We start from the raw sequence: 23,696 nt of genomic DNA on the forward strand, positions 1-23,696 counted from the left end.
CCTTACCTTTACTTTTCTTCCACCTTTAGTTTTGTAGGTATAACAATCTGTTGATAACATATGAACTTTCCCTTCCAAATGTTTGGTTTAATTTTCGACTACGATCTCTCCTTCATCTTTAGGAACTTCAAAACCTTTAATATAAGAAGTTAATAGGTCCTCAGAAATCGGAAAAGAATTTGCATCAAAGCGTTTGTTTCGTAACTTTATGCGCTTTCGTAACTCATCTGGCTGAACCTTTAAATAGATCAACATCGATTTGCCACCGGCTTCTTCAATTAGCTTTTTATATTCGATCCTTCTTGATCGATCCCAAAAGCTAAAATCGATGACCACTTGCTGTTTATTGTAAATGAGCTGAATTAGCCTCTGACGTAATTTGTTTTCTGCCTCTCTTCTGTGTTCCTCAAATTTATCCATTGGGAAGTCAATGCCCCAACGACCATGGGTAGCCCATATTTCTTCATCAATTGAAAGACGAACAAAACCCTTCTTCTCTAACTGTTGCGAAAAAGTAGTTTTCCCGGAACCGGCTACGCCACACATCATCACGACTAAAGGTGTTATCTCATTCTGTTCATCATAAATGGTTTCAAAACTAAATTTATCGAACATATCCTGATCTCCTCATTTGTTGGACATGAGTATATAGATTAATTCTAAATCTAGATCTCCAATCCCTTCTTCTTCCATTTGGTCATAAAGAAAAGTGCACTTCAAATATTTAAAAGTGCACTCCGTGAGTAGTAATTCTGTGTAATTTATATGTTGTTTTTGTTGGCCGAATGTAGAAGCATCTTCCCTAACCATTTATTCTTTTGCTTTCCACTCGTATAGAAGGTAAATTTTCTTCATTCGCCGACGGCTTTGAATTTACTATCGAAACATTTCAACGGTTTTTTCTGCGTATTCATGTGTATAAGGTATAATTTTAACTTGTTTATTCTCCAATTATCTCTTCCCTCTCAATCAGAAATTCCCTTATATTTTTTCACCGTAATTCCTTGTTTCTTAGCATATTCATTTATCCTTTTCGTGAATGTATGTTTTGATATGGAAAATGCATTATGAATTTCGAGTTTATTGTTTATCTCAAATTCTTCAAATACCAGAAAGTTACGTAAATCCATTTTCTTAACGATAAACTGGTTGCATTCATACTCACCACGTCTAATATTACTTGAAAGTATAAAAGACATGACCCCATCATAATAGTCTTCATCGGAAATTTTTGTTTCCAAAAAAAGTTGTACGATTTCTTCCATACTATCACCTCTGCTCTTTTTCTTAATGTGCTTTGTTAGCCTTAACTCTTTCTCATCCTACGTTTAAAGGGTTATATTTCGTAAAAGGCGAATAAGTAACTTTACAAGCTTTTATATTAAAGGAGAAAATTATGAAATTCCTTACTTCTATAAAAGAGTTTATAGATCAGAACTATCAAAGCCCAAAAGGGTTGGTTGGTACTTATATTGTAGAAAAGATGGTCAGACAACACAAACCTGAAACAGAATGGACCATAGGTTTATTAGAACTGCAAGATCGAGATCATGTCTTAGAGCTTGGTTGTGGTGCAGGCTATGCGATACAAAGGATAACTGATAGATATCTTGTACAGGAAATTGTCGGTATCGATCTTTCTGCAACCGCAATAAGGTCGGCTACCGCTCGCAACAAAAAGACAGTGAATAATGAGGGAACCAAATTAATTCAAGCCAATTTTAATGATCTTCCGTTTCCTGACAAGATGTTCAACAAGGTGTTCAGTATTCAGACGATCTATTTTTGGGAGGAGATAGATACAATTGTTTCAGAAATTTTTAGAGTTCTGAAGACAGGTGGAATGGTGGTTATTACTTTTTCAAATGGTAAAGATGATGAAACGTGGAAAAGTGTACAAGAAGTTTCCGAGAATCAAGTAATGCCATTCATGATGGAAACTGGATTTAAGGATGTTTCGTTAGTAAGAGGTCCTGATTCTAGAGGTTTTCATACAGTGTCTATTAAAGGAACAAAGAAATGATTATACTCTATTCAACTTTTGCTTGTTGGGGCTGAACGAGCCACTTCCACTTTTCTAACTGCCCGCCTTTATGCTCCTTGCTCCTGCGTCTACAAGTTAATGCTAGCGGAGTAAGCTTCCTCGTCGCATGCCTTACGAGATGCATTTCAGGTGGTAGGCACGCACCTTCCACTCCAATCAATTGTCAAGGGTGACAAGGAGTTAAAAGTAACATTCTTTTAAAAAAGAGCGTACAAAAAAACAGCCTTATAGGCTGCCATTCGTTATTTCTTTTGTGAAGGTGTAGAAATTAATTGAGATATGTAACCATTTAAGTCAAAATCCTTGTTCCCAGCATATTCAGTCAAGTTTACAGTTGTTGTTAGCATTTTAGTTCCTCCTAAAATGAGTTTATTGTTATTAGTATTATTACCAAACTCGTAAACTATTAAACCCATTCTAGTCATTTTTTTATCAATAGCTTAAGGAGATACTCAAAATCCCATCATTAAGTTAATGGACAACTTACAATTTGCGCTCCCGCTTTTGGACGTCTGACTAATTCACCGTTACAATTCATGCAAACATGATTCATTTCAGACGTGCATGTTTCGCAGTACGTACATTCATGAACACATATATATGCATCCGACTGATCATGAAGCTCAACTGAACATTTTTCACATTTTTTTCTCATCTCTAACATAGCTTTTAACCCCTTTTTGTTGTAATTACTCGCTACATATATTATATTTTTTCCAGAAATGCTTTTACATGGAATAATTACGCTATTTCCAATGATTTTCATTAAAACTCTCGGAAAAAGATGAATTATACCTGAATATTTAAAGTAGAGGGGAAAAAGATGGACGAAATTGATAGAGAGATCCTTTTACATTTGCAGCAAGATGCTCGTATTTCAATAACGGCATTAGGAAAGAAAATTGGTCTTTCGAATCCTGCCGTTCATGAACGTGTTAAAAAGCTTGAGGATAAACAAATTATTGAAGGTTATAAGGCGATTATTAATCCTGAGAAAATGAATAAACCGATTATGGCGTTTATTCTGTATGACAATACAAAATGTAAGTCTTTTGTTGAATTCTGCAAAGACCATCCTGATGTGATTGAATGCCACCGCTTAGCTGGACAATATAACTATCTCATTAAAGTAGTCAGCCATTCAGTACAATCGTTAGAATGTTTCATTGATGATTCTATGAAATTCGGACAACCGTCTACTTTAATGAGACTTTCATCACCCGTATTGGATAAATCTTTAATCTAAATTGAATATAAGCATAAGAAAAGACCGATTCCAAAGGTTACAAACAAACCTTTGATCGGTCTTTTTTATCTTAAAGTGGTGAAAATATACTGTAATTACACTACCATCTTAAAAGTAGTTAAAAGAACACCTATCAAGAATCCGCAGATCGCTCCGTTTACCCTAATCCATTGCAGATCTTTCCCTACATTATTCTCAATAATGTTTATCAATGTCTCATTATCCAGTTTTTCAAGGTTTTCTTTAACCAGTTGGCCAATCTTAGCATGATACTTCTCAACCATGATTGATAGTTGGTTTTGAATCCAGCCTTCTATTTTCATCTTTCTGCTTGTATCTTCTTTAAGCGCTCGAATTTGGTTCTTGATCATTGTGATTATATGACGCTTTATCCATTCTTTATCTTGAGCTAGTTGAATGAATTTTTTCTTTGTTTTTTCTATCAATGAAGTTAACTGGTCAGTTGGACTCCACTGTTCAACAATGCTATTCTTCCATTCGCCAAGTTCTGCTATTAGTTCTCTTCGCTCATTCACATTTTTCATCTCGCTGTGAATTTTATCAAGAATCGCTGTTCGATATGAGTTATTTGGCTCTTGAAGAAGCACGATTCTTTTAAGAAAGAAGGGCTGTAACATGTTTCCTAACTTCTCTGCATTGATCATTTGACTAAAAGATTGAATAGCCATCTTCATGAAGCCGTCTGCCTTCGTATTGTCTAATAATTGTTTAGCAAAGATTCCAATTTTGTTCTTTGTATCTTCTTTTCTTAACCAATTTTCAGTTTCAGCTAAAACATAGTCTAATGCTTTTGCATCCAGTTCCCTTTTAAGTACTTCGTTCACCATTTTATCTAGAACAGGTTGAATATCTACACCATGCATATAGTCTTTTAACTCTTTTTCTAAAAGATATGAAAGCTTTTCAGCATCAATTTCGTTTATGAGATGAATAACTAAAGACTGTACCCCTTTGTGAAAGGAAGGTGATTCTAACCTTCTCTCTAATTCGTGTAATGCCTTTTCTGATATATTTATATCTTTAATTTTACTTTGGATACTCTCTTTCGTTAACCAATCGTTCTCAAGCATATTGATGATTGCTTTAAGCATCCGATCACGATTTTTAGGAAGTAGCGCGGTATGAGGTATTGGAAGACCAAGAGGATGACGGAATAGTGCCGTAACGGCAAACCAATCTGCCAAGCCTCCTACTAAACCCGCTTCAAATCCGCCTTGAAGAACTTGTCCAGCAATAGAATCCTGAAAGGGAAAGGTGGCAAGAAAACCTCCACCCATGATTCCTAGTGATATTTTCGCATAGTATTTAGATTTGTTATCTTTCATTTTCAATTGTACATCCCTCAGATTTTACAAGTTATTATGATTACTATTATAAATCATGTGTATCCAAATATAAAAAAGTTAAACTATTCTACAGTTTGAGATTCTGTATGTTTAGAAGTGCTCTAGGTGGAGGTCCTTGATAAACTCTTTCGTACACTTGAGCTGCACATTCTTCTGAAGTGAGTAATGAAGTATCTACTTCTAAATCATACAGACCAGGTTCATGAACAAGCTGCTGCCAAAGTGCTACAGGTGTTGGAACCTTCCCTTCAGGAGTATAACCCTTATTCCAACTCTCAATCCGACGCTTCATTACCGTTTCAATCGGACAGCGAACACCGATCAGCCATGATGGCGTACCGTTAAGGATTTGAGATGCTTGATGTAGAAATTTTCTCTTTACAGAGTATCCTTCATGATGCCCTATATCCACAACCACATTCAACCCTTCAAGACTGAATGCTACAATAGATTTGTACATGGCAAGATACAGTTTCTGAATAAGTGGCTCTAAATCTGGCCGTTCGCAACCTGGTCTTAAACCTATGCTTGGTTGAAACTTCTCTGGTGTCATGTCCATGATTCGATCCACTCCGATATTCATCCATACTCCTTCAAACTTGTTTTGAATGACAGAGGCGATGCTGGATTTTCCTGATCGGGGTGTACCATTTAGGATTATAACTTTCCCCTGCAATTCTTTTTGATCCATACAAAAGCTCCTTTATTAGCTGTCATTAAAACAATGTTGTTAGAGACTGATAATTTAATTTATCCTGTTGAAGTTTCATTAAACTTTTATCAAGGTGTTGATGAATTAAAGTTTTTAATTTTTCCTTTTCTCCGTTTTCAATGTAATGGATCATCTGCTCGTGCTCAAGAATGTCGAGTTCTTCGTTATTAGATTTTCCATTAAAAACATCATAAAGGACCATGTAGATGGTAATCTGACTCAAAATCTTTTTCATAAATTCAATTAAATATCTGTTAGCACTGGCATTCGCAATAACAAGATGAAACTCATTATTTTTCTCTTGGTAAGGGACGATCTTACGTTCCTGATAAGCCATCTTCATTTCATTAAGAAGTTGTTTAAGTTGTTTGATTTCATCCGCAGCAAGATGAGTGAACCCTTTTTGGATTGCCATTTCTTCTAGCGATTTTCTCATTTCGAAGGCTTGAACCATCTCTTCGATCGTCGGCTGAACGATGAATGCACCTTTATTCGGAATAATATTAACTAATCCTTCTGATTCTAATTTCAAAATTGCACTTCGGATTGGTGTCCTGCTCGCATTGACTTTCTCTGCGATCGCATTTTCAAATAGTTGGTTCCCTGGAGCAATTTGTCTATTTAAGATGGCATTTTTTATTAAATGATAAACTCTTTGTTCAACTGTTTCTTTGCGCATTTTTAAATACCTGCCTAACCGTCCTTTTCCCTTATTCTAACATAGATGATTATTAAACGAACAAAATTGTAGAACAATCTTGTTCGAAGTAGTTCTCTATGATATATTATCCTAGGTATTCAGGTTGAACGGAGTGATAAAATGAACCACACAGGAAAAGAAATTACATTAATTATTATAGGATCCCTGTTCTTTGCTCTAGGGGTAAATTGGTTTGCCATCCCAAATGAATTAGGTGAAGGCGGCGTTACCGGTATTTCGATGACCCTGTATTATGTATTAGGGTGGTCACCGGGACTTACAAACTTTATCATGAACGGTTTTCTTTTAGCTATCGGGTATAAAGTATTAAACAAACGAGTAACGTGGTATACGATGATTGCTATCTTCTTTACCTCCCTTTTCATTCATTTAACAGAAGGTATGGGGAATTCAGTAGATATTATGCTTGGAACGGTCTTTGCAGGTGTTTTTATCGGTATCGGTTTAGGGCTCGTTTTACGATCAGGCGGTACAACTGGCGGCTCTACCATTATTGCTCGAATGTTGAATCAGCATTTTGGATGGGGTGTTAGTACGACAATGTTTGTTTTTGATATTCTGGTCGTTATTGGTTCCGCGTTTGTTATTGGGATCGAAAATACGATGTACACAGGAATATCCATTTATATTAGTACGAAGATTTTGGATTACTTGATTGATGGCTTTGACACAAGAAAAGCGGTCACAATTATTTCTAATAGCACAGACGAAATCGCTAAAAAAGTAAGCGATGAGATGGATCGAGGCGTTACCATTATTAATGCAAGAGGTCATTATTCAAATGAAGCAAAAGACATCCTTTACGTTGTAATCAACAAACAGGAGCTATTTCTATTAAAGAAAATGATTCAACGCGTAGATGATAAAGCGTTTGTTGTGGTCCATGATGTAAGAGATGTGTTTGGAGAAGGATTTACCTTTCCAAAGACATGATATGAACTTGATAGAAATATTATAAAGGCCGATTCATTTTTGATGAATCGGCCTTTATTTATGAAAAAATTGATATGAATTTTAAAATAACTCCGTCAACCTTAATGAATACGCTAATGAGAATGTAGTAAGAAGTTTTCCAAGTACTGCTATAATCACAAAGCGTTTCACTATAACACCACTCACCCCTGCTCCTACACAAATGATTTCATCTGGCAACACAGGAACAATGAACAACAAAATCAAGATCCATGTTTCATTCTTCTTAACAAAACGATGATATTGATCTAATTGTTTTTCATTTACTAATCGTTGCACCAGCTTCATCCCAAAAGTTCGAGATAAATAAAACATCGTGAGAATTCCTAATACAGCTCCCATGAAGCCTAATATAAAAGCGGTGAACGGACCTAAAGCAGCACTTCCAGCAACGACAGTTACGATTTCTGGAACGGGCAAGATAATGGGTTGAGCATAACACACAGAAAAATAGATAAGCTTGGCAAGCTCCATGTTCTCGTTTAAGATTGTCTCTAACCCTTTGTTATCAATGGTAACCACTATTCGACTCATACTATATGTGAGAAAAATAGCAGCCATTATTATGCTATACACGATAGAGATCGTTTTCATTTTTTCGAAAAATGTTTCCCGCTTCAATATATAGGATGTAATTAAAAGGATGATAACACTATACCCAGCGATTAATAAGATTGTCCTATACATGGGTTCAAATGTAGCTAGCGATTGAGAGAGAAGATATATGGAAATGAACAGTATTCCTAAATGTGTTATAAAGCCATACCTATCTGGATTAACGATTTTATATGAAAACGTACTTCGTTGCATTTTTAAATTCAATGAACATCCAACCCCTTTTCTTTCTGTTACATTTATTATGTAAAACAAATCTTAAGAAAAGCTTAGGAATATTCTTAACGATTCTTAACTTTTTCCAAAGAAAAAAGCCTATGAAGCATGCTTCATAAGCTCTGATCAAATTGGAAGTTTGATAATAATCGTGAGCCAGCCATCCATATACTCCGCTCGAATATGACCGCCATGAAGTTCTACAATCCTTTTTGAAATAGCAAGTCCAAGTCCCGTTCCTTCACGCTCGCTTCGGGCTTTGTCTCCTACTAGAAAACGTTCAAATAATTGATTAATATCTTGTACTTCTGGTCTTTCTGTTTGATTGGACAGCCTAAATTCAGCATAATCGGATTGTATGTCTAAAGTAGCTTTGACAAAAGAAGGTTTCGTGCTGTACTTTATAGCATTCATAAAAAGATTGTCAAAAACACGTACCATTTTTTCAATATCCATAGAAGTTAGGACTTCATCTTCTGGTATCTTCTTTACAACAGTTAGGTCTTCCTTTTCAAAGATCGGAACGTATTCCCCGATCAATTGTTCTAATAAACCCGTCATGTCTACATCATTAATGTCTAATTTTACATCTGGACTTGTTAAACGAGTATATTCAAAAAGCTCATTGATTAGAGCTTCAAGCTGCTTTGTTTTTGAGTAAGTTGTATCATGAAATTCTTTTAGTTGATCTTGGCCCGAATAATTCCCCTTTCTCAGCAAGTCTAAATACCCAATGATGGATGTTAAAGGGGAGCGCAAATCATGGGAAATATTTGTAATCAATTCATTTTTCGCTATTTCAAGTTGTCTTTCATACTCAAACTTACTTGATAATTCCTTAGACATACTATTAACATCTTCGGCAAGCTTGCTTAATTCATCGTTTCCCTGCAATTCAATCGTCATTCCCAATTTTCCGTTGGCGATTTCATTAATACTTTCTGTAATACGCTTGATATAAAGTATTTTGTTTCGTATCAATGCTAAGAAGGTAACAATGAAAGAAAAGATAACAAAAGTAAAAATCAGAAAAACTATAACATTATAGGTAGTTGCACCAATATCTTCAATCGTAAGATATTGAAGATTAAAGACATGCAAAATAATTTGAGAGATGATAATCATAACCACAGTTGAAACTAAAAAGCTAACAGCAACTGCTGCAAGAAGTTTTACAAGTAACGATATTTTAATCCGCTTTATTCTCATATTTTATAGCCGACTCCCCAAACCGTTTTGATATAGATGGGTCTCTTCGGATCTTCTTCAAGTTTTTCTCTTATCTTTGTTATATGAACCATGACAGTACTGTCTGACTTATAGAATTCTTCTTGCCATACTGCTTCATATATCTTTTCAATGCTCATAACGATGCCTTTATTGCGGGCAAGCAGCTCTAGAATAGAGAACTCTTTCGGTGTGAGTCTGACATCTTTCCCTCTTACCCATACTTGACGGGTTTCTGTATTGATCTTCAGATCTCCAATCTCAATCAATTCCCTACTTGAATCAGTATCCTGGTTGTATTTTCGATATCTTCTGAGCTGGGATTTAACACGTGCCATTAATTCCAAAGGATTAAACGGTTTGGATAAGTAATCATCTGCACCTGCAGCTAGTCCTTGAATCTTGTCCATATCCTCAGATTTGGCAGAGAGCATAATAATCGGCATATTTCTCTCCTCCCTTATTCTCATGCACGCTTGGATCCCATCCATCTTAGGCATCATGATATCTAATATAATAAGATCAAAATCCTTCTTCTCCAATTGTTCTAACGCATCTATTGCATTTTCGGATTGAACCGTGTACATTCCTTCATTTTCTAAATAAACGGAAATCAAATTCCGAATATCACTATCATCATCAACGATTAAGACTCTAGATTGCATAAGTTCCCTCCATTTTTTCTTCTTCTAATGAACAACATAATACAATGGCAGGTGGAACATTTCTGATCTCGATACTTACATCCACTTTTGAAAAGAACTGTTCAATATATGCTTTCATTGCGTTTGAATATTGAAACGTAACAAACTTTCCATTCTTTCTTAAAATTTTTGAAGTTTTGAACAAGATACGATGTGAAACGGCCTTTGGTAAGCTGGCAAAGGGAAGTCCTGATATCACGTAATCTACATAGGGAATGCCACACTTTTCAAGGTACCAGTCAACCTTTTCGGCTGATCCATTGTATATGAAGAGATTATCCACTTCTTTGTATTTCTGTACAAGTATTTTGTAGAATTCCTCATTGCTTTCAAATAAGATAATTGCCGTGTTAGGATTTCGATTCTGAAGCAGCTTTTCCGTAAAAATACCAGTACCCGGTCCATATTCTAGAATGTACCTTGCCTGCTCAAAATTGATACTCTTTACCATTTTATCAGCTAGATAACTTGAACTTGGAAGTAAGGCTCCTACTGTTCGAGGGTTACTTATATACTGTGCTAAAAAGGACAAAAATTTCACGATTATTCACTCCGATTGTTTGAATGTATAGTCATTCTATAGTTCAAACCTAAAGAATTAAGAGGAATAATCCTTAAGATTTCTTAAGTTTTAAGAAATGAAAAAACTGCACCTCCCTTCTATTGATGGAGATGCAGCATTGATTTCTATTACTATTTAGCTTTTATCGTATCCACTTTCCAACTTTTCTGCAGCTTTCGAATCATGATAATCTGTCCGATGTGGTACGCATTGTGTGTAGCTGCATTCCCGATGATTTCCCACCATTTAGCCGGTTCAGGAAAACCATTTACTTCACTTTCTACTTTCTCTTCTGAGAGTAAATTTTGCCATTGCAAAAGAACATCTAGGAGTTGATCTTTTATCTGTGAGAAACTTTGATGCTCTGAAATCACAAAACTTTTGTCGTTATCTCCATTGGAAGGCACTGCTTGAACATGAGACTCATTGTAACGGGTTTGCCACGTCCTATTCCAATAAAGGAGATGCTGAGCAATTTCAGCAATACTGTGACATTGATTGTTCGGCTTCCAAAAAGCTTCTTCTTCCGAAAGATTTTCTACTGATTCATTAAATGGCAGATACCAGCTAGCGTCGTTGGCATTGGCTAACAGTTGATCGGATAAAAGATGTTTTACATGAACCATACATTACACTCTCCTACCTATTTGACTAACTTTTTTTCATTCAAGTTTATACTATCCATTCTCGTTACTCTGTTTCTTTCCTTTATGGTTATTAATGATTATTATAGATACAGAACGTTTGATGGAGTGTTGCATATGGAATGTTGTTGCAAACATATGAAAATCTATGAACTAAAATTAGAAGCTGATGTTGATACTGATCCTGTTTGGTGTAATCAGTGCGGCTGCAATCTAGACCTTGATGAACTACCAATTTCCTTAGAATTAAAAAAGGAATTGCAAGATTGGACCATGGAATACGGAGAATGGATAGATTGGACTAACGATAGGTTACGTAAAAATGGTGTAGACCTGGAAACTGAGCATAATCAGCTAGGGCAAACTCTTTCAGCAAAAATACAGAAAGAGCTTGGAGATACCTATACTGTAAGTTTTTCTCCTTCCCGTTCAGCTCGCCATTATTTGAATAACGAAACTACCTTTTAAACACAAAGAAAACCCGAATTGTTGCTTAACGTTCGGGTTTCTTATATAGCCTTACGCATTAACTTTATTACATATTTTGTCTATAAACTTCAGTGTTTCATCAATAATTAGCTGTTGGTCATTGTCGAGAGTAGCCACATGGTAACTGTTCTTTAAATAAATAATCTGTTTGTTTCGAGATGAAATGGAATCATAGATGGTTTGAGAGTTATCGGGTGGTACAACATGATCTTCTGTCGAAACAAAAATCAACGCGGGACATGTGACAGTATGAAGACTTTCTTTTACTTTTTTCATTAACAATACAATTTCTTTTAGAGATTGAACCGGAGTTTTTTCATAGGCAAGTTCTTTCACATCTGGATTCTTTAAGTCTGAACCGATGGCGTCTAGAAATCGATGGTTGGAATGTTGCATGTTTTCCATGTCTTGGATGTCGATTGCTGCATTGATTGGAATGATCGCTTTAATATTTGGATACGTTTCTGCAACGTATAACGTAAGTGTTCCTCCCATAGAGAGACCAGTTACAAAAATGGTGTCACAACGTTCATTGAGCCATTGGTAACCTTCTTCAATGGAAGCAATCCAATCATGATATGTAGTCTTTTCCATATCCTCATAGTGGGTACCATGCCCTTTCAGTCTCGGACCACACACTGTGTATCCTGCCTTAGCGTATGCCTCTCCTAAAGGGCGCATACTCTGTGTAGAACCAGTAAAGCCATGAGAAATTAATATACCCACTTTGTTTCCTTCAAAGTAAAAAGGTTGAGCTTCAGTCATTACAGAATGCTTCTCTGTCATTGAAATCCCTCCAATATGAATAACTTACTTCATACATTCAAGAAATTTGTAACATTACCTGCAATAAAATCTCTTACTTGATGCTTTAGCTCTTATTTTTAGGCTTTGACCACTCTAGTATCAAGATGACCAGCACATAAAGAGAAGGTATAATTAAATTTTCTAATAACTGTAGACTTTTATATTTGAAAAAGTCGAACGCAATAAGGGTTAAATAAATAGATATAAAATAATAGAAACTTTTTCGGGTTATCCCCATTTTCACACCTCAATTATACAGATAAAAGCTCTAGATTAAGTTACTACAGTGTATTTTGTATTGTAATACAATTACAGGAAACTTACACTAAAAAGAAAAGGAGATTCGTATACCATGACTTTATCACTTCCAAAAGCATTAGAACCCTATCGAAAAGACATTGAGGACACAGTTGTTCCTTTTGTTTCTATACAAGCAACGCGTCAGTCTACAGAGGTAAAAGACAGCAAAATTGGAGGATCGCCTTACTTGCCTGAAGGATTTTCTTATCCGCTAGATTCTTCTGAAAAACCAATGGCTCTTCTTTGCCAACTAAATTTTGATGAAATTCCTCACCTCGAACACTTCCCAAAGACAGGGATTCTGCAATTCTTTCTTTCTAAAAATGATGATGTGATGGGAATGGATTTTGATAACCCTACAAATCAAAGTAACTTTCGTGTGGTTTATCATGAGGATATAACGTTGTCTCACACTTCTGATTCTTATGTTCCCTCAGATACAGAAGAGGAACACCTTCCGTTTAATGGTGAATACCGTTTATCTTTTTCCTTGTCAAAAGAAGCCCTTGGTGTAAGTGATTTTCAATTTGAAGAAAGTTATGAACCTATTGATATGGACCAGGCTACTGGTGAAAAAAATATGTGGGGGGAAGAAACGCTTTATGACCTTTTCTGTGAACATGTTGAGAACATGGGACACAAAATAGGCGGATACGCGTACTTTTCACAAACAGATCCACGTGATTATGGAACGCAATTTGATGATTACCGCATTACTTTGCTTCAGATTGATACAGATGATGAAGGTGAAAACGACATCATGTGGGGAGATGCTGGTGTAGGTAACTTCTTTATCAAGAAAGAAGATTTAAGAAAAAAAGACTTTTCTAGCGTATTATTTAACTGGGATTGTCATTAATAGACGTGAAGGGGCAACTTAGTGGTTGCCCCTTCTTTACGTTATTTTAATGTGATATTTCCTACATATTGCGAACGACCATTGCTGGTGCGAAAATTAACTTCTAACACATATCGACCCGGATCACTTGGGAAGGAAAAGGAGTAATCACTTGATGATTTCGTCGTCAACTCTATTTCCTCATTTCCCTTCCATAAAGATATTTCCATTGTCTCTTTTGTAAATTCTCCACCATTCTCTTTGTTCTCGAGTAAAATTATTTGCGCAGATTCATTAGGTAGAAGCGTGATTTTTCTTTGTTCGTTGCCTAGCAATATGAAGTTCTTTACTTTATTCTTATATTCCTTGTTTTCTGTTTTCCAGTTAACGTTTGCTTCTTTTAAGGGGTATAAATCTAAATCTTCTTCAACACTAAGTCTTAACTCTGGCGGTCCAGCGTCATAGTCTTCCGCTATACATGCAGTTAATAATAGAATGAACAAAAACCCTGTTAACACATGTAGACATTGTTTCTTCATGCACCTTCCCCTCTCCCACTTAACGTTTAGAATGATCGTTTAAAGAGTTGATTGAATATTTGTCTCGCTATTACGTAAAAAAAGGCACCAATGGGAACAACCAACAGATCAACCCATAATCCATTTTGATAGTTTTCTGGCTGCTGAAAATATGCTAAAAACATGATGCTACCGATAAAAATGGATGGCGTAAAAAAGAATATCCATGGATTTGTTATGTATTTCATTTTCACTGAACTTAATTGAATGGCTTCATACACCATTTCGGCCATCCCCGCAATAAAGACAATAATAAAGAAACCTCCTAAAACACTTGTAACAGGTGCTGAATTATTGGCCTCTGGATAATAATATTCCATGATAAAATAGGAAAGAAAACAAAATACGAAAGTAACGAATATGGTATTCCAAAGAAAACGTGTAATCTTATAAAAGGGATAGACTGCTTTTTTCATTTCCCAATTCATCTTTTTCTCGTTTCCGAATGCCTTTAAAGCAATCTGTAACGCTTCTGTCTCAGAGTAACCTTTAATCAACAGCTCATTCATGTGAGCATTGATGTGCTGTGTCAACTCTTCTCGTATGTCCTCTTTTTCTTCAAGCGGTAGACCTGCTACGATTACATCAATGTATCGATCAACATCCTTCATAACAACCCCTCCAACGTCTTATCCATCAGGTCATTAATTTGTTTCCAATCTCTTCGCTTTTCTGATAATATTTTTCGGCCAGTTGTTGTTAAAGAATAATATTTACGACGACTTCCGTCAGGTCCATGTTCCCAATACGAAGTCACACACTCTTTTTTCTCTAGGCGTTTCAAAGCTGGATAAAGGGTACCTTCATTCATAGAGAATTCTTCGTTACTTAAAATTCGCAGCTTCCTTGTCATTTCGTAGCCATAGCTATCCCCATCCACCAAAAGTGAAAGAAGCAAAATTTCAATACTTCCCTTCAATAATTCTTTATCCATATTGACCCTCCAATATTTTCTAATTGTATTGTAATACGATGTACATCGTATTACAAGGGTGAGTTGTATTTTTTTCCAACTATGATAGAAAACAATGGCAGTAATTGCTCTAGTCTGTGCCGAAGTGGTTACAATAACATCCGATTTTTTTCGTATGCTGCTATTGAGTTCAGACCGATGCAAATAATTTTAATTAAGGTTGAATATAAGTTTAAGAAGGAATAAGTGAGGAGGTAAAATATGGGCACAGAGTTTGTCTATTTATCTTCGATTATTGTTGCCATTATGTTTGTGTGCATCTCGGTCTTCCAGGTATTACTTTCGCTCGGTTATCCATTAGGTGAATTTGCAATGGGAGGTTTTTATAAGGTTTTACCGATAAAATTACGTATTATGAGTATGATAAATGCTATCATTCTATTATTTATGGGCGTTGTATTTCTAAAACATACAGATGTTATATATGGTTTTAGTTTTTTACCTACGAACACTTTAGTTTGGATTATTACGATATTTCTCGGTTTAAATACCATAGCCAACCTACTATCACAGAGTAAAAAAGAAAGACGTATGATGACTCCATTTTCAAGTATCGCTTTTATTTTATGTTTATTTATAACTTTATCTTAAAAAAAGATATCACGTTAACAGGTTAAAAAAAGCACTGCAATTTGAACCGCACCCCACTTGTTAGACAAAACTAACAATCGGAGGTGCAGTTTTTTTTGCAATATTTTTGTACTCCAATACCTGTTAACATCACTTCTATTTTTTACTTTCTATTTAATGAATACCTTATTCTCTCCATCATAATGAACTTCATGGAATCCTAGTGTCCGTGTTAATTTTGGCACATGTAGAATTAGGAACAACGATCTGGCGATGCTGAAAAGAATAAACGCTAACCATAATCCATGGTTATCTAAACGTGGTGCTGCTAAATAAAGCGAAACTAAGAAAACGAGTAAAGCTAGAATCATAGAGTTTCGTAGCGAAGAAGCTTCTGTTGCACCTACAAAAATACCGTGAAGAACGACACCAAAGCTGGAAACGATCGGGAAGATTATTATCCAAGCATCATACGTTCCTGCGACATTCAACACTTCAGGTAAAGAGGTAAATAACAGGTGAATCTGATCTTTGAATAAAAAATATACACTCGAGATGATCAGTGATGAGATAACAGCCCATTGAAAACTAAGTTTAATTGTAGATCGATAAAGTGCCTTATCATCAGAACCTATTGCCCTGCCTGTTAATATACTTGAAGCATTGGCAAATCCATCATACATATAAGCCATGATGTAGTGGATCTGGATCAAAATAGCGTTTGCCGCTAGAATCTCTGTCCCGAAAGTGCCACCTTTTGCCGTAAAAACATTAAACACAGTTAATAAACATAATGTTCGAATGAATAGATCTCTGTTCATTCTCATCATTTTTTTATACGAGGACAGATCGATTGATTTTATCTGGAAAATCTTCTTACGCCGCTTTGCGGGAATCGCTTTCCAAACGATAAAAAGACCGATTATAAAAGTGGAAACCTCCGAAATCAATGTAGCCACCGCAACACCTGCCACACCCCATGAGAAGACTTTAACAAATAGAATATCTAGTACAATGTTCGTTACATTCATATACATTTGAAGAAACAAAGTCTTCTTAATCATGGCAAGTCCCATCATCCATCCTATGATGACATAATTGAGCAGTCCAAATGGTACACCCCATATACGAATCGCAAAGTATTCTATTGCTAGAGACTTAACAGTTGGATCTGATGTCAACAGCGGCAAAAACTGTTCTTTGATCGGGTATTGAAGCGCTACTAAAATGGCACTTATGCTGAGTGCTAAGAGCAATGGCCTACTTAAGGAACGTATAAGATCGTCCTCATTTTTTGTTCCAAGTGCTTGTGCAGCAAATCCAGATGTACTTACCCTCAAGAATCCAAACAGCCAATACATCGTATTAAAAACAATCGTGCCGACAGCTACTCCAGCTATGTAAGAGGAATCATCTAACTGTCCCACAACAGCCGTATCTACTGCACCAAGAAGAGGAGTCGTTATGGTTGTTAGAATCAGCGGTAGTGCCAATCCAAGATATCTTGAATGATTCAAATACGTTCATCCTCCCCCACAAAAAATAAACCAGCACTTCACGTGTAAAAGTGTTGGCTCTCTTCTATTTATACTCTTGTTCCATACTCATCTCCACCAATAGTCTAGTATAGGGATGACGAGACTCTGAAAAAAGATCCTCTGTTAAAAATGAGTCAACTGCGAGTCCTTCTTTTAATACTACAATTCGTTCACACATGAATTGGACAGCAGCAATATCATGTGAGATGAATAGAAGAGAGAGGTTCAAGTCTCGCTGCAACTTCTTTAACAGGTTGAGCACTTGTGCTTGTACAGAAACATCAAGACTTGAAGTAGGTTCATCGCAGACCAGCAAATCTGGTTCTAAGCTAATTCCCCTCGCTACAGCAATTCTTTGTTTTTGTCCACCACTTAGCTGATGTGGATATCTCTCCAGAAGTTCAGATGATAGACCCACTTTTTGAAACAAGACTTCGGCCATCTTCTTACGATCATGTCTTACTTCTTTTAAAAATGAAGGGATAACGTCTGGAAAATTTTCTAACGGTTCAACCACAGACTTCCATACAGGAAGTTTGGGGTTTAATGACCCGGCAGGATCTTGAAACACGATTTGAAGGTGACGTCTAGATGCTTTTAAAGCTTGTCCTTTTAGCGTGTGCAGGTTACTCCCTCTAAAATGGACATCTCCTTGTTCAGGCTTCTCTAGCCCTAATATGATCTTACCAAGCGTACTCTTACCGCTCCCGCTCTCTCCAATTACCCCTATGCTTTCACCAGGTTGAACGGTTAGTGAAATATCACTTAAAGCTGCTTTTGAGTGATACGTCTTCGAGATTGAATTAACGTGTAACATATCGTTCTTCCCTTTCTGCATTCATCAGATGACAAGCCGCCGAATGGTGTGATCCTAAGCTACTCATTGGGACTATGTTGCTGCAGGATTTCATAACACTCGGACACCTTTTAGAAAAAGGACACCCCTCTTCAGCCATTGATCCAGGTTCACCTAGCATAGTCGGCAACTCATGTTGGATATGCTTATTCAATCTTAGCCTAGACTGAAGTAATAGATTCGTATAAGGATGGATAGGATTCGATAATACAGCACTGGTTTTTCCTATTTCTACAATTTGTCCACCGTACATAACGCCTACTGTTTGTGTTCGGTTAATAATATGTTTCAAGTCGTGTGAGATTAGGAGAATAGAGCAGTTCAACTCTTCTTTAAGCTCAGACAGTAGATCGAGAATTCTTTCTCCGGTTAACACGTCTAAAGCTGTTGTTGGTTCATCTGCAATAATCAGTCTCGGCTGAAACATAATGGCAGATGCGATTGAAGCTCTCTGTAATTGTCCGCCACTTAGTTCGTCGGGAAAACTGTTAAATACACGTTCTGCAGGTAAGTGGACTTTGTTCAACCAATGAATAGCCACTTTCTTTGCTTCTTTTCTACTTATATCAGTGTGACATCTTATAATTTCAATAAACTGCTGTCCAACTTTTATAAATGGAGTGAAGAAGCTTTGGTAGTTTTGTGAAAGGTAAGCAATCTCTTTACCACGAATGTTTCTTAACTCTCTTTCACTTAACGATGTGATCTCTGATTGACCAAGTTTAACAGATCCGCTTGTAACTTCCAAAGACTTAGAAATCATTCCCAAAATCACGGTGGCTGTCAAACTTTTTCCGCTGCCGCTCTCTCCGACTAACCCAAATATTTCACCTTGAGAAATGGAAAAATGCAGATTGCGAATTAACTTTTCCCTGCTGTTACGGATAATCACTGAAAGGTTTTCCACAACGAGCAGATTATTTTCACAAGTTGCTGGCGTATTGTTCTCAATCATTGCAAACCTCCTCTCTAACGACTTTTAACATCCCATTTGTCTCGCAATCCCTCACCCATTAAGTTAAATGCTAAAACCACAAAAAAGATAGCTAAACCTGGATAGATCATTAATTCTGGCGCACTCTGAAAATAAGGTCTTCCATCATTCAACATCGCTCCCCATTCTGGTGCTGGCGGCTGCGCACCTAATCCAAGGTAAGATAAGGAAGAGATCGTAAGGATCACTTTTCCGATATCCAGAGTAGCTAGAACAAGGACAGGAGAAACAATTTGCGGAAACATATGTCTTCGTATAATCTTCCAGCTAGAACTTCCCCCAACTTTTGCAGCTTGGACATAATCTTTGTTTCGTTCAGTGATTACAATACTTCTTACGACCCTTGTATAAGCAATCCACTTAACAAAAACAATCGAAATCATAAGATTCGTCAAACTCGGACCTAAGAATCCAGCAATTGCAATCGCTAGAATAAATTCGGGAAGAGCAAGTATACCATCTGCTACACGCATAAACACTGTATCCAATCGACCACCAATATAACCGATCACGAGACCGATCGGAATCCCGATGATTGCAACCGTCGCAACAACGAGTGCCGTTATTCCAAGTGTTGACTGAGCACCGACTATGAGCCTGGAAAATATACATCTTCCCATGTGGTCAGTTCCTAGAGGATAAGTTGAACTTGGTGGGGCAAGCCGTTCAGACATATTCGCTGTGAGGGGATCATTCGGAACGATAAACGGTCCAATCAATGTAATCAAAGTGATGATAAGAAAAAATATGATTCCACACTGAATCAGTAAGTTTTGATTTTTAAAGAAAAATGGAATTCGATTTATTCTAGGCATCTGAATATTCATCTTCATAATGCCTCCTCTTTTCGTTTCATTCTTGGATCGATCACATAATAAGATAAATCAACTAAGAGATTTGTTAATACAACAAATACCCCAGTTAATAAAACATATCCTTGGATAACCGGATAGTCTCGGTTAAATATAGCGTCTACGGCAAGGCTTCCTAATCCTGGCCAAGAAAATAAAATTTCAACTACTACTGCTCCACCTAAGAAGCTACCTAAACTTAAGCCGAAAATGGTCAGAACAGGGAGAACAGCAGCTCTAAACGCATGCAACCATAGAATTCTCCACTCTTTGACACCTCTTGCTCTTGCTGCATAGATATAATCCTCAGACAAACTTTGCAAAAGGCCAGCTCGAAGCAGCCTTGCGTAAACTACTGCAAACGTAAAACCTAATGTAAAGGCAGGTAAGATGATCTGAGAATAGGACCCTATTCCTGACGAAGGTAGAACACCTAATTTAAACGCAAAGAGATAGATTAAGATGAGCCCGAGCCAAAAATTAGGTATCGATGCTCCGATCAATGCTAAAATCCGACTTAATTGGTCAGGCCATTTGTTAACATATATTGCAGACCATACCCCAAGTGGAACAGTAATGCATAGCATGATAGTCATTGCAAAAAATGTAAGTTCAGCCGTAATGGGTATGCGCGTTAACAGTTCTTCAATAACTGGTTTCCCAGACATGTATGATTTTCCTAGATCAAGCTGCATGAGGTTGAATATCCATTTGCCATATTGTACATACAGAGGCTGATCAAAGCCAAGCTTATTTCTAAGCTCAGCTTGATCTTCTTCTGTTACGACCATCTCATCGGCATTTAGAATGGTAAGAACCGGATCACCTGGTGCCATCTTCATTAATGTGAACGTAAATAGGGATAGAATGAATAAAACGACAACCAGCTGAGTAACCCTATTCTTTATAATCGTAAGCACATTATTTCACATCCATATTGTGTGTTAGAATATAATACTCCTCTGCTGTAGGCTCCCAGTTCACAATGCGTTTGTTCATTCCAATAATGATATTTGGATAAACGGCATAGCTATGGGCAACTTCTTTGTTGATTACCTTAGAGGCATCTTGTGTCAGCTTTGTACGCTCGTCTAGATCTGTTGTTCTGTTTAACTTTTCAATTAGAGTGTTAAGTTCAGGAATGTTGATCTTTCCAACATTTAAAGCTCCTGTTTCAGTGAAAGCAGTGTTAAAGAAGTAGCTTCCGTCTCCTCTTGGAGAGGTATTGTTACTATAAGTCGCTAGATCCCAATCCTTGTTCTCAACTAAATGTGTATCTGCATTCTCAACTGTTTTTATATCGATTTTGATTCCTGCTTTACCTGCGTCAGATTGAAGTAGCTGCGCAATTAGAGGTAGTTCTGGACGGGCTTTATACGTAACTAGTTCAAGAGTTAGCGGTTTACCGTCTTTCTCCATTAACCCTTCTGCATTCTCTTTGTAGCCCGCTTGAGTTAAAAGGCTTTTAGCTTTTTCCACGTTCAATTCTGATACTTCTTCGTCTAGTCCAAACGGCAATGTACTGTTAAATGGACCGTTAGCTTCAAGACCGTGTCCTAGCATGATGTCATTTACAACACTCTTGCGATCAATCAAGAGGTCTAGTGCTTGTCTAACCTTTAAATCTTTAACATTATTACTTTGGCTGTTATATAGAACAAAATGCGCTCGAAGTCCAGGAATGGATTCAACTCTCAATTTATTATCCTTTTCTATCGTATCTAGACTCTCGGCAGGGAGATTGTATACAACATCAGCTTCTTTAGACTGTAGGGCAAGTGCTCTTACGTTAGCATCTTCATTAAACTTTATTTTGGCTGAGTCCAGTTTCGGTTCTCCGGCCCAATAGTCTTCGTTTTTTTCAACTTCAACAAATTGATTGGATTTAAATTCTTTTACTTTAAACGGACCTGTTCCGATAGGGTTATTTCTAAACGCTTCTTCTCCATCTTTCTTGGCTGCTTCCATGTTTACAATTGATGTGTAAGGATTTACAAGTTCGGATGGAAGTGCAGGATAGGGCTCTGTCGTATGAATGGTAAGTGCTTGTCCATCTGCTTCCATAGATTTAATCTTGAGAGAATCACCTAACGATTCGTTCGCTTCAATACTTCTTTCTAATGATTGTTTGACAGATTCAGCATCAAGTTTTTTACCATCTTGGAATTTTACATCATCTCGAATTTCAAAGACCCACTTCTCGTTATCTGTTGTTTCCCATTTTTCAGCTAGCCAGCCTTCAATATTGGATTTATCATCCAATTTTAATAACGTTTCAGTAAGTCCAGCACGAATAGGAATAAAGCCAGTATGCGGATCTAAGTTTGCTGCTTTAAAACTGAAAATCATATTAACATTCTTCTTTTCTTCTTCTTGTTTTTCTGAGCTATTTTGTGTAGTAGAACAACCAGCGATAAATACTAGAACCAAACATAACATTCCTACTAAAATATTCTTATAATTTCTCATTCATTTACCTTCCTTGCCTATTAGTTTATAATCGTAATCATTACGGTTTGAATACCAAAAAAAATTTAATGCTAGAAATTAATTAATTGAAAGATGAAGAAATAATACCTATGTATCAAGTAAAGTAATCATGAACACAAAGAAGCGAAGTGATCTTATAATCTAAGATACCCTTGTACAAGGTGTTCTTTATGCTCGCTCTTCTGGTTCTTTTAAAAGTCCTGCCCTCCTCACTTTCACTTTAAGCGTAATCATTACGATTTACATATCGAATTCTATCATTTAATAAAATTATCGTCAATCACTGAACGAAGTATAATTATAAAAACCCATCAATGATGGGTTTAAGGGATTTGTATAAGTAACAGAATATAAAGTAATATGACGATTTAAGATCCAGACGACTTACTTCCTGATCCAAAGCCTGAACCTGTTGATGAAGGAGATGTTGTCACATTCGTACTCGGCTTTGTTGCTGGTTTAACCGTTGAAGGAGCAGTTGTAGCTGGTTTCGTAAAGTTAACTTTTCCTGTAGGTTTCGTTTTAGTTGTATTTGCTAATAAGAATATCCACCACGGAAACGAGCTTTCATTGGCATAATAGTTGGAATCAAGAGTAGATTCTCCGTTTTCATAGACATCATCTAAAAACATGATAAGCTCATCCTCTTGATATTCCAGTCCGTTTTCTTCTATATGATTCTCCATTGCTTCTAAATCCATATCCGGATATTGAGATTGCAAATGATCTAGATCAATCTCCTCTTCAACAGCTTCATCGTAGGTTGGCTCTTCTGAATAAGACGTTGGATAGGTTTCATCTTCAGTGTAAGTTGAATCATCTTGAACAGCTATATCTTCTCTAGAACTGCAGGCACTTAACGCAACAGCTACCGATAATATGCCTCCAATTAGCTTTTTTGTCTTTGTCATTGTGACTATCCCCTTTTGGTCCTTTAGGCGTGTACCCTTATTGGAGGTAAAGGTGCACGATTTGAACCACTTCATTTATAACCTCAACTCACCAATTCTAGTCAACTTCTCTTTAAACCATATCAATATGGCCTTTTTCTTTAACATTTCGTCAATCATCCAAAAGAATAAAGAACAAAGTATAGATTGGATGAAGATCATATTCCATATTATGTTTTCCAAATCATAATACCCTTGTTCACGTATCAAAATATAAATTAAGAAAAGTAAGCCAAATAGAATATGAATAACACCTGATAATAAAAGCTTAAAAGATGGATGTACCCGCTTAATCATGTAATCAGACAACATGGACGAAAAGGATCCATATAAAATGACGAATGGAACTAAATAAAAAGCTATAAAAATACTAAACTCTAAACCGATAATCACAATATTTAGCAAGGTCATAATGAAGCTAGTAATAATAGC

28 protein-coding genes are annotated in these 23,696 nt (G+C 36.5%); 6 read left to right on the top strand and 22 right to left on the bottom strand.

The features are described 5' to 3' along the window. Positions 1 to 87: 87 nt before the first annotated feature. Positions 88 to 615 carry an AAA family ATPase gene (locus tag ACNJYY_RS12530; RefSeq protein ID WP_416728778.1) on the bottom strand — a complete coding sequence of 176 codons (528 nt, stop codon included), beginning with the start codon at positions 613 to 615 and terminating at the stop codon, positions 88 to 90. Positions 616 to 965: 350 nt separating this feature from the next. Then, entirely contained in the window at positions 966 to 1,265 is a 300-nt protein-coding gene (locus ACNJYY_RS12535) for a hypothetical protein (protein WP_416728779.1), read from the bottom strand. A 131-nt stretch (positions 1,266 to 1,396) separates the two neighbouring features. On the opposite strand from ACNJYY_RS12535, the gene ACNJYY_RS12540 reads away from it, so the two are divergent. Beyond that, a complete protein-coding gene (locus tag ACNJYY_RS12540) occupies positions 1,397 to 2,023 on the top strand; it encodes a class I SAM-dependent methyltransferase (RefSeq protein ID WP_416728780.1) in 627 nt (208 codons plus the stop codon). Positions 2,024 to 2,510: 487 nt separating this feature from the next. Here ACNJYY_RS12540 and ACNJYY_RS12545 read toward each other — a convergent pair whose 3' ends face one another. Then, positions 2,511 to 2,810 carry a DUF1272 domain-containing protein gene (locus tag ACNJYY_RS12545; RefSeq protein ID WP_416728781.1) on the bottom strand — a complete coding sequence of 100 codons (300 nt, stop codon included), beginning with the start codon at positions 2,808 to 2,810 and terminating at the stop codon, positions 2,511 to 2,513. A 57-nt stretch (positions 2,811 to 2,867) separates the two neighbouring features. On the opposite strand from ACNJYY_RS12545, the gene ACNJYY_RS12550 reads away from it, so the two are divergent. After that, the gene (locus ACNJYY_RS12550) at positions 2,868 to 3,290 is read left to right on the top strand and encodes an Lrp/AsnC family transcriptional regulator (RefSeq protein WP_416728782.1); all 423 of its coding nucleotides are present in this window, start codon (positions 2,868 to 2,870) and stop codon (positions 3,288 to 3,290) included. Between the two features lie 95 nt (positions 3,291 to 3,385). Here the strand turns inward: ACNJYY_RS12550 and ACNJYY_RS12555 are convergent, their stop codons facing one another. The 3 genes from ACNJYY_RS12555 to ACNJYY_RS12565 all read right to left on the bottom strand — a co-directional run bounded on the left by ACNJYY_RS12555 (position 3,386) and on the right by ACNJYY_RS12565 (position 6,048). After that, entirely contained in the window at positions 3,386 to 4,636 is a 1,251-nt protein-coding gene (locus ACNJYY_RS12555) for a DUF445 domain-containing protein (protein WP_416728783.1), read from the bottom strand. An 88-nt stretch (positions 4,637 to 4,724) separates the two neighbouring features. Beyond that, a complete protein-coding gene (locus ACNJYY_RS12560) occupies positions 4,725 to 5,348 on the bottom strand; it encodes a chloramphenicol phosphotransferase CPT family protein (protein ID WP_416728784.1) in 624 nt (207 codons plus the stop codon). 25 nt (positions 5,349 to 5,373) lie between these two features. Next, the gene (locus ACNJYY_RS12565) at positions 5,374 to 6,048 is read right to left on the bottom strand and encodes a GntR family transcriptional regulator (RefSeq protein ID WP_416728785.1); all 675 of its coding nucleotides are present in this window, start codon (positions 6,046 to 6,048) and stop codon (positions 5,374 to 5,376) included. Positions 6,049 to 6,189: 141 nt separating this feature from the next. Between ACNJYY_RS12565 and ACNJYY_RS12570 the strand changes: the two genes are divergently transcribed. Then, positions 6,190 to 7,023: a YitT family protein gene (locus ACNJYY_RS12570; RefSeq protein ID WP_144699505.1), complete on the top strand. Its 834-nt coding sequence runs from the start codon at positions 6,190 to 6,192 to the stop codon at positions 7,021 to 7,023. Positions 7,024 to 7,104: 81 nt separating this feature from the next. Here the strand turns inward: ACNJYY_RS12570 and ACNJYY_RS12575 are convergent, their stop codons facing one another. The 5 genes from ACNJYY_RS12575 to ACNJYY_RS12595 all read right to left on the bottom strand — a co-directional run bounded on the left by ACNJYY_RS12575 (position 7,105) and on the right by ACNJYY_RS12595 (position 11,012). After that, positions 7,105 to 7,884 carry a TVP38/TMEM64 family protein gene (locus tag ACNJYY_RS12575; protein WP_416728786.1) on the bottom strand — a complete coding sequence of 260 codons (780 nt, stop codon included), beginning with the start codon at positions 7,882 to 7,884 and terminating at the stop codon, positions 7,105 to 7,107. Between the two features lie 135 nt (positions 7,885 to 8,019). Continuing rightward, positions 8,020 to 9,102 carry a sensor histidine kinase gene (locus ACNJYY_RS12580; RefSeq protein ID WP_416728787.1) on the bottom strand — a complete coding sequence of 361 codons (1,083 nt, stop codon included), beginning with the start codon at positions 9,100 to 9,102 and terminating at the stop codon, positions 8,020 to 8,022. Next, complete coding sequence (locus ACNJYY_RS12585) at positions 9,099 to 9,785, bottom strand: response regulator transcription factor (RefSeq protein ID WP_416728788.1); 687 nt, start codon at positions 9,783 to 9,785, stop codon at positions 9,099 to 9,101. Before ACNJYY_RS12585 ends, ACNJYY_RS12580 begins: the two co-directional genes overlap by 4 nt. Beyond that, positions 9,775 to 10,365 carry a class I SAM-dependent methyltransferase gene (locus ACNJYY_RS12590; RefSeq protein ID WP_416728789.1) on the bottom strand — a complete coding sequence of 197 codons (591 nt, stop codon included), beginning with the start codon at positions 10,363 to 10,365 and terminating at the stop codon, positions 9,775 to 9,777. Before ACNJYY_RS12590 ends, ACNJYY_RS12585 begins: the two co-directional genes overlap by 11 nt. 152 nt (positions 10,366 to 10,517) lie before the next feature. Beyond that, a complete protein-coding gene (locus ACNJYY_RS12595) occupies positions 10,518 to 11,012 on the bottom strand; it encodes a DinB family protein (protein WP_416728790.1) in 495 nt (164 codons plus the stop codon). Between the two features lie 156 nt (positions 11,013 to 11,168). On the opposite strand from ACNJYY_RS12595, the gene ACNJYY_RS12600 reads away from it, so the two are divergent. Continuing rightward, positions 11,169 to 11,498 (top strand): hypothetical protein, encoded by a 330-nt coding sequence (locus ACNJYY_RS12600; RefSeq protein WP_416728791.1) that lies wholly within the window; start codon positions 11,169 to 11,171, stop codon positions 11,496 to 11,498. A gap of 51 nt (positions 11,499 to 11,549) precedes the next feature. On the opposite strand, the gene ACNJYY_RS12605 is transcribed toward ACNJYY_RS12600, so the two are convergent. Beyond that, on the bottom strand, positions 11,550 to 12,305 hold the full coding sequence (locus ACNJYY_RS12605; RefSeq protein WP_416728792.1) for an alpha/beta hydrolase: 756 nt from the start codon (positions 12,303 to 12,305) through the stop codon (positions 11,550 to 11,552). Between the two features lie 373 nt (positions 12,306 to 12,678). On the opposite strand from ACNJYY_RS12605, the gene ACNJYY_RS12610 reads away from it, so the two are divergent. Continuing rightward, positions 12,679 to 13,485, top strand: coding sequence for a YwqG family protein (locus ACNJYY_RS12610; RefSeq protein WP_416728793.1), 807 nt, complete (start codon positions 12,679 to 12,681; stop codon positions 13,483 to 13,485). A gap of 41 nt (positions 13,486 to 13,526) precedes the next feature. On the opposite strand, the gene ACNJYY_RS12615 is transcribed toward ACNJYY_RS12610, so the two are convergent. The 3 genes from ACNJYY_RS12615 to ACNJYY_RS12625 are packed head-to-tail and all read right to left on the bottom strand — an operon-like array spanning position 13,527 to position 14,976. Continuing rightward, positions 13,527 to 14,003: a hypothetical protein gene (locus tag ACNJYY_RS12615; RefSeq protein ID WP_144699487.1), complete on the bottom strand. Its 477-nt coding sequence runs from the start codon at positions 14,001 to 14,003 to the stop codon at positions 13,527 to 13,529. Between the two features lie 26 nt (positions 14,004 to 14,029). Beyond that, a complete protein-coding gene (locus ACNJYY_RS12620) occupies positions 14,030 to 14,653 on the bottom strand; it encodes a permease prefix domain 1-containing protein (RefSeq protein WP_416728794.1) in 624 nt (207 codons plus the stop codon). Continuing rightward, positions 14,650 to 14,976 (bottom strand): PadR family transcriptional regulator, encoded by a 327-nt coding sequence (locus ACNJYY_RS12625; protein ID WP_205726635.1) that lies wholly within the window; start codon positions 14,974 to 14,976, stop codon positions 14,650 to 14,652. Before ACNJYY_RS12625 ends, ACNJYY_RS12620 begins: the two co-directional genes overlap by 4 nt. 240 nt (positions 14,977 to 15,216) lie before the next feature. Between ACNJYY_RS12625 and ACNJYY_RS12630 the strand changes: the two genes are divergently transcribed. Next, on the top strand, positions 15,217 to 15,606 hold the full coding sequence (locus ACNJYY_RS12630; RefSeq protein WP_416728795.1) for a hypothetical protein: 390 nt from the start codon (positions 15,217 to 15,219) through the stop codon (positions 15,604 to 15,606). A gap of 149 nt (positions 15,607 to 15,755) precedes the next feature. On the opposite strand, the gene ACNJYY_RS12635 is transcribed toward ACNJYY_RS12630, so the two are convergent. The 7 genes from ACNJYY_RS12635 to ACNJYY_RS12665 all read right to left on the bottom strand — a co-directional run bounded on the left by ACNJYY_RS12635 (position 15,756) and on the right by ACNJYY_RS12665 (position 23,225). Continuing rightward, positions 15,756 to 17,102, bottom strand: a complete 1,347-nt coding sequence (locus ACNJYY_RS12635) for an MATE family efflux transporter (RefSeq protein WP_416728796.1) — start codon at positions 17,100 to 17,102, stop codon at positions 15,756 to 15,758. A 64-nt stretch (positions 17,103 to 17,166) separates the two neighbouring features. Beyond that, positions 17,167 to 17,940, bottom strand: coding sequence for an ABC transporter ATP-binding protein (locus ACNJYY_RS12640; protein ID WP_416728797.1), 774 nt, complete (start codon positions 17,938 to 17,940; stop codon positions 17,167 to 17,169). After that, a complete protein-coding gene (locus ACNJYY_RS12645; protein ID WP_144699475.1) occupies positions 17,927 to 18,934 on the bottom strand; it encodes an ABC transporter ATP-binding protein in 1,008 nt (335 codons plus the stop codon). The genes ACNJYY_RS12640 and ACNJYY_RS12645 overlap by 14 nt, the downstream gene beginning before the upstream one ends. Before the next feature lie 14 nt (positions 18,935 to 18,948). Beyond that, positions 18,949 to 19,788 carry a nickel transporter permease gene (nikC, locus tag ACNJYY_RS12650; RefSeq protein ID WP_416731863.1) on the bottom strand — a complete coding sequence of 280 codons (840 nt, stop codon included), beginning with the start codon at positions 19,786 to 19,788 and terminating at the stop codon, positions 18,949 to 18,951. A 14-nt stretch (positions 19,789 to 19,802) separates the two neighbouring features. After that, positions 19,803 to 20,744 (bottom strand): nickel ABC transporter permease, encoded by a 942-nt coding sequence (gene nikB, locus ACNJYY_RS12655; RefSeq protein WP_416728798.1) that lies wholly within the window; start codon positions 20,742 to 20,744, stop codon positions 19,803 to 19,805. Position 20,745: 1 nt separating this feature from the next. Next, on the bottom strand, positions 20,746 to 22,293 hold the full coding sequence (gene nikA, locus ACNJYY_RS12660; RefSeq protein ID WP_416728799.1) for a nickel ABC transporter substrate-binding protein: 1,548 nt from the start codon (positions 22,291 to 22,293) through the stop codon (positions 20,746 to 20,748). 389 nt (positions 22,294 to 22,682) lie between these two features. Then, positions 22,683 to 23,225, bottom strand: a complete 543-nt coding sequence (locus ACNJYY_RS12665; RefSeq protein ID WP_416728800.1) for a hypothetical protein — start codon at positions 23,223 to 23,225, stop codon at positions 22,683 to 22,685. Between the last annotated feature and the right edge of the window lie 471 nt (positions 23,226 to 23,696).

The sequence above is a fragment of the Fictibacillus tiangongensis genome (assembly GCF_048083785.1).
GTDB lineage: Bacteria > Bacillota > Bacilli > Bacillales > Fictibacillaceae > Fictibacillus.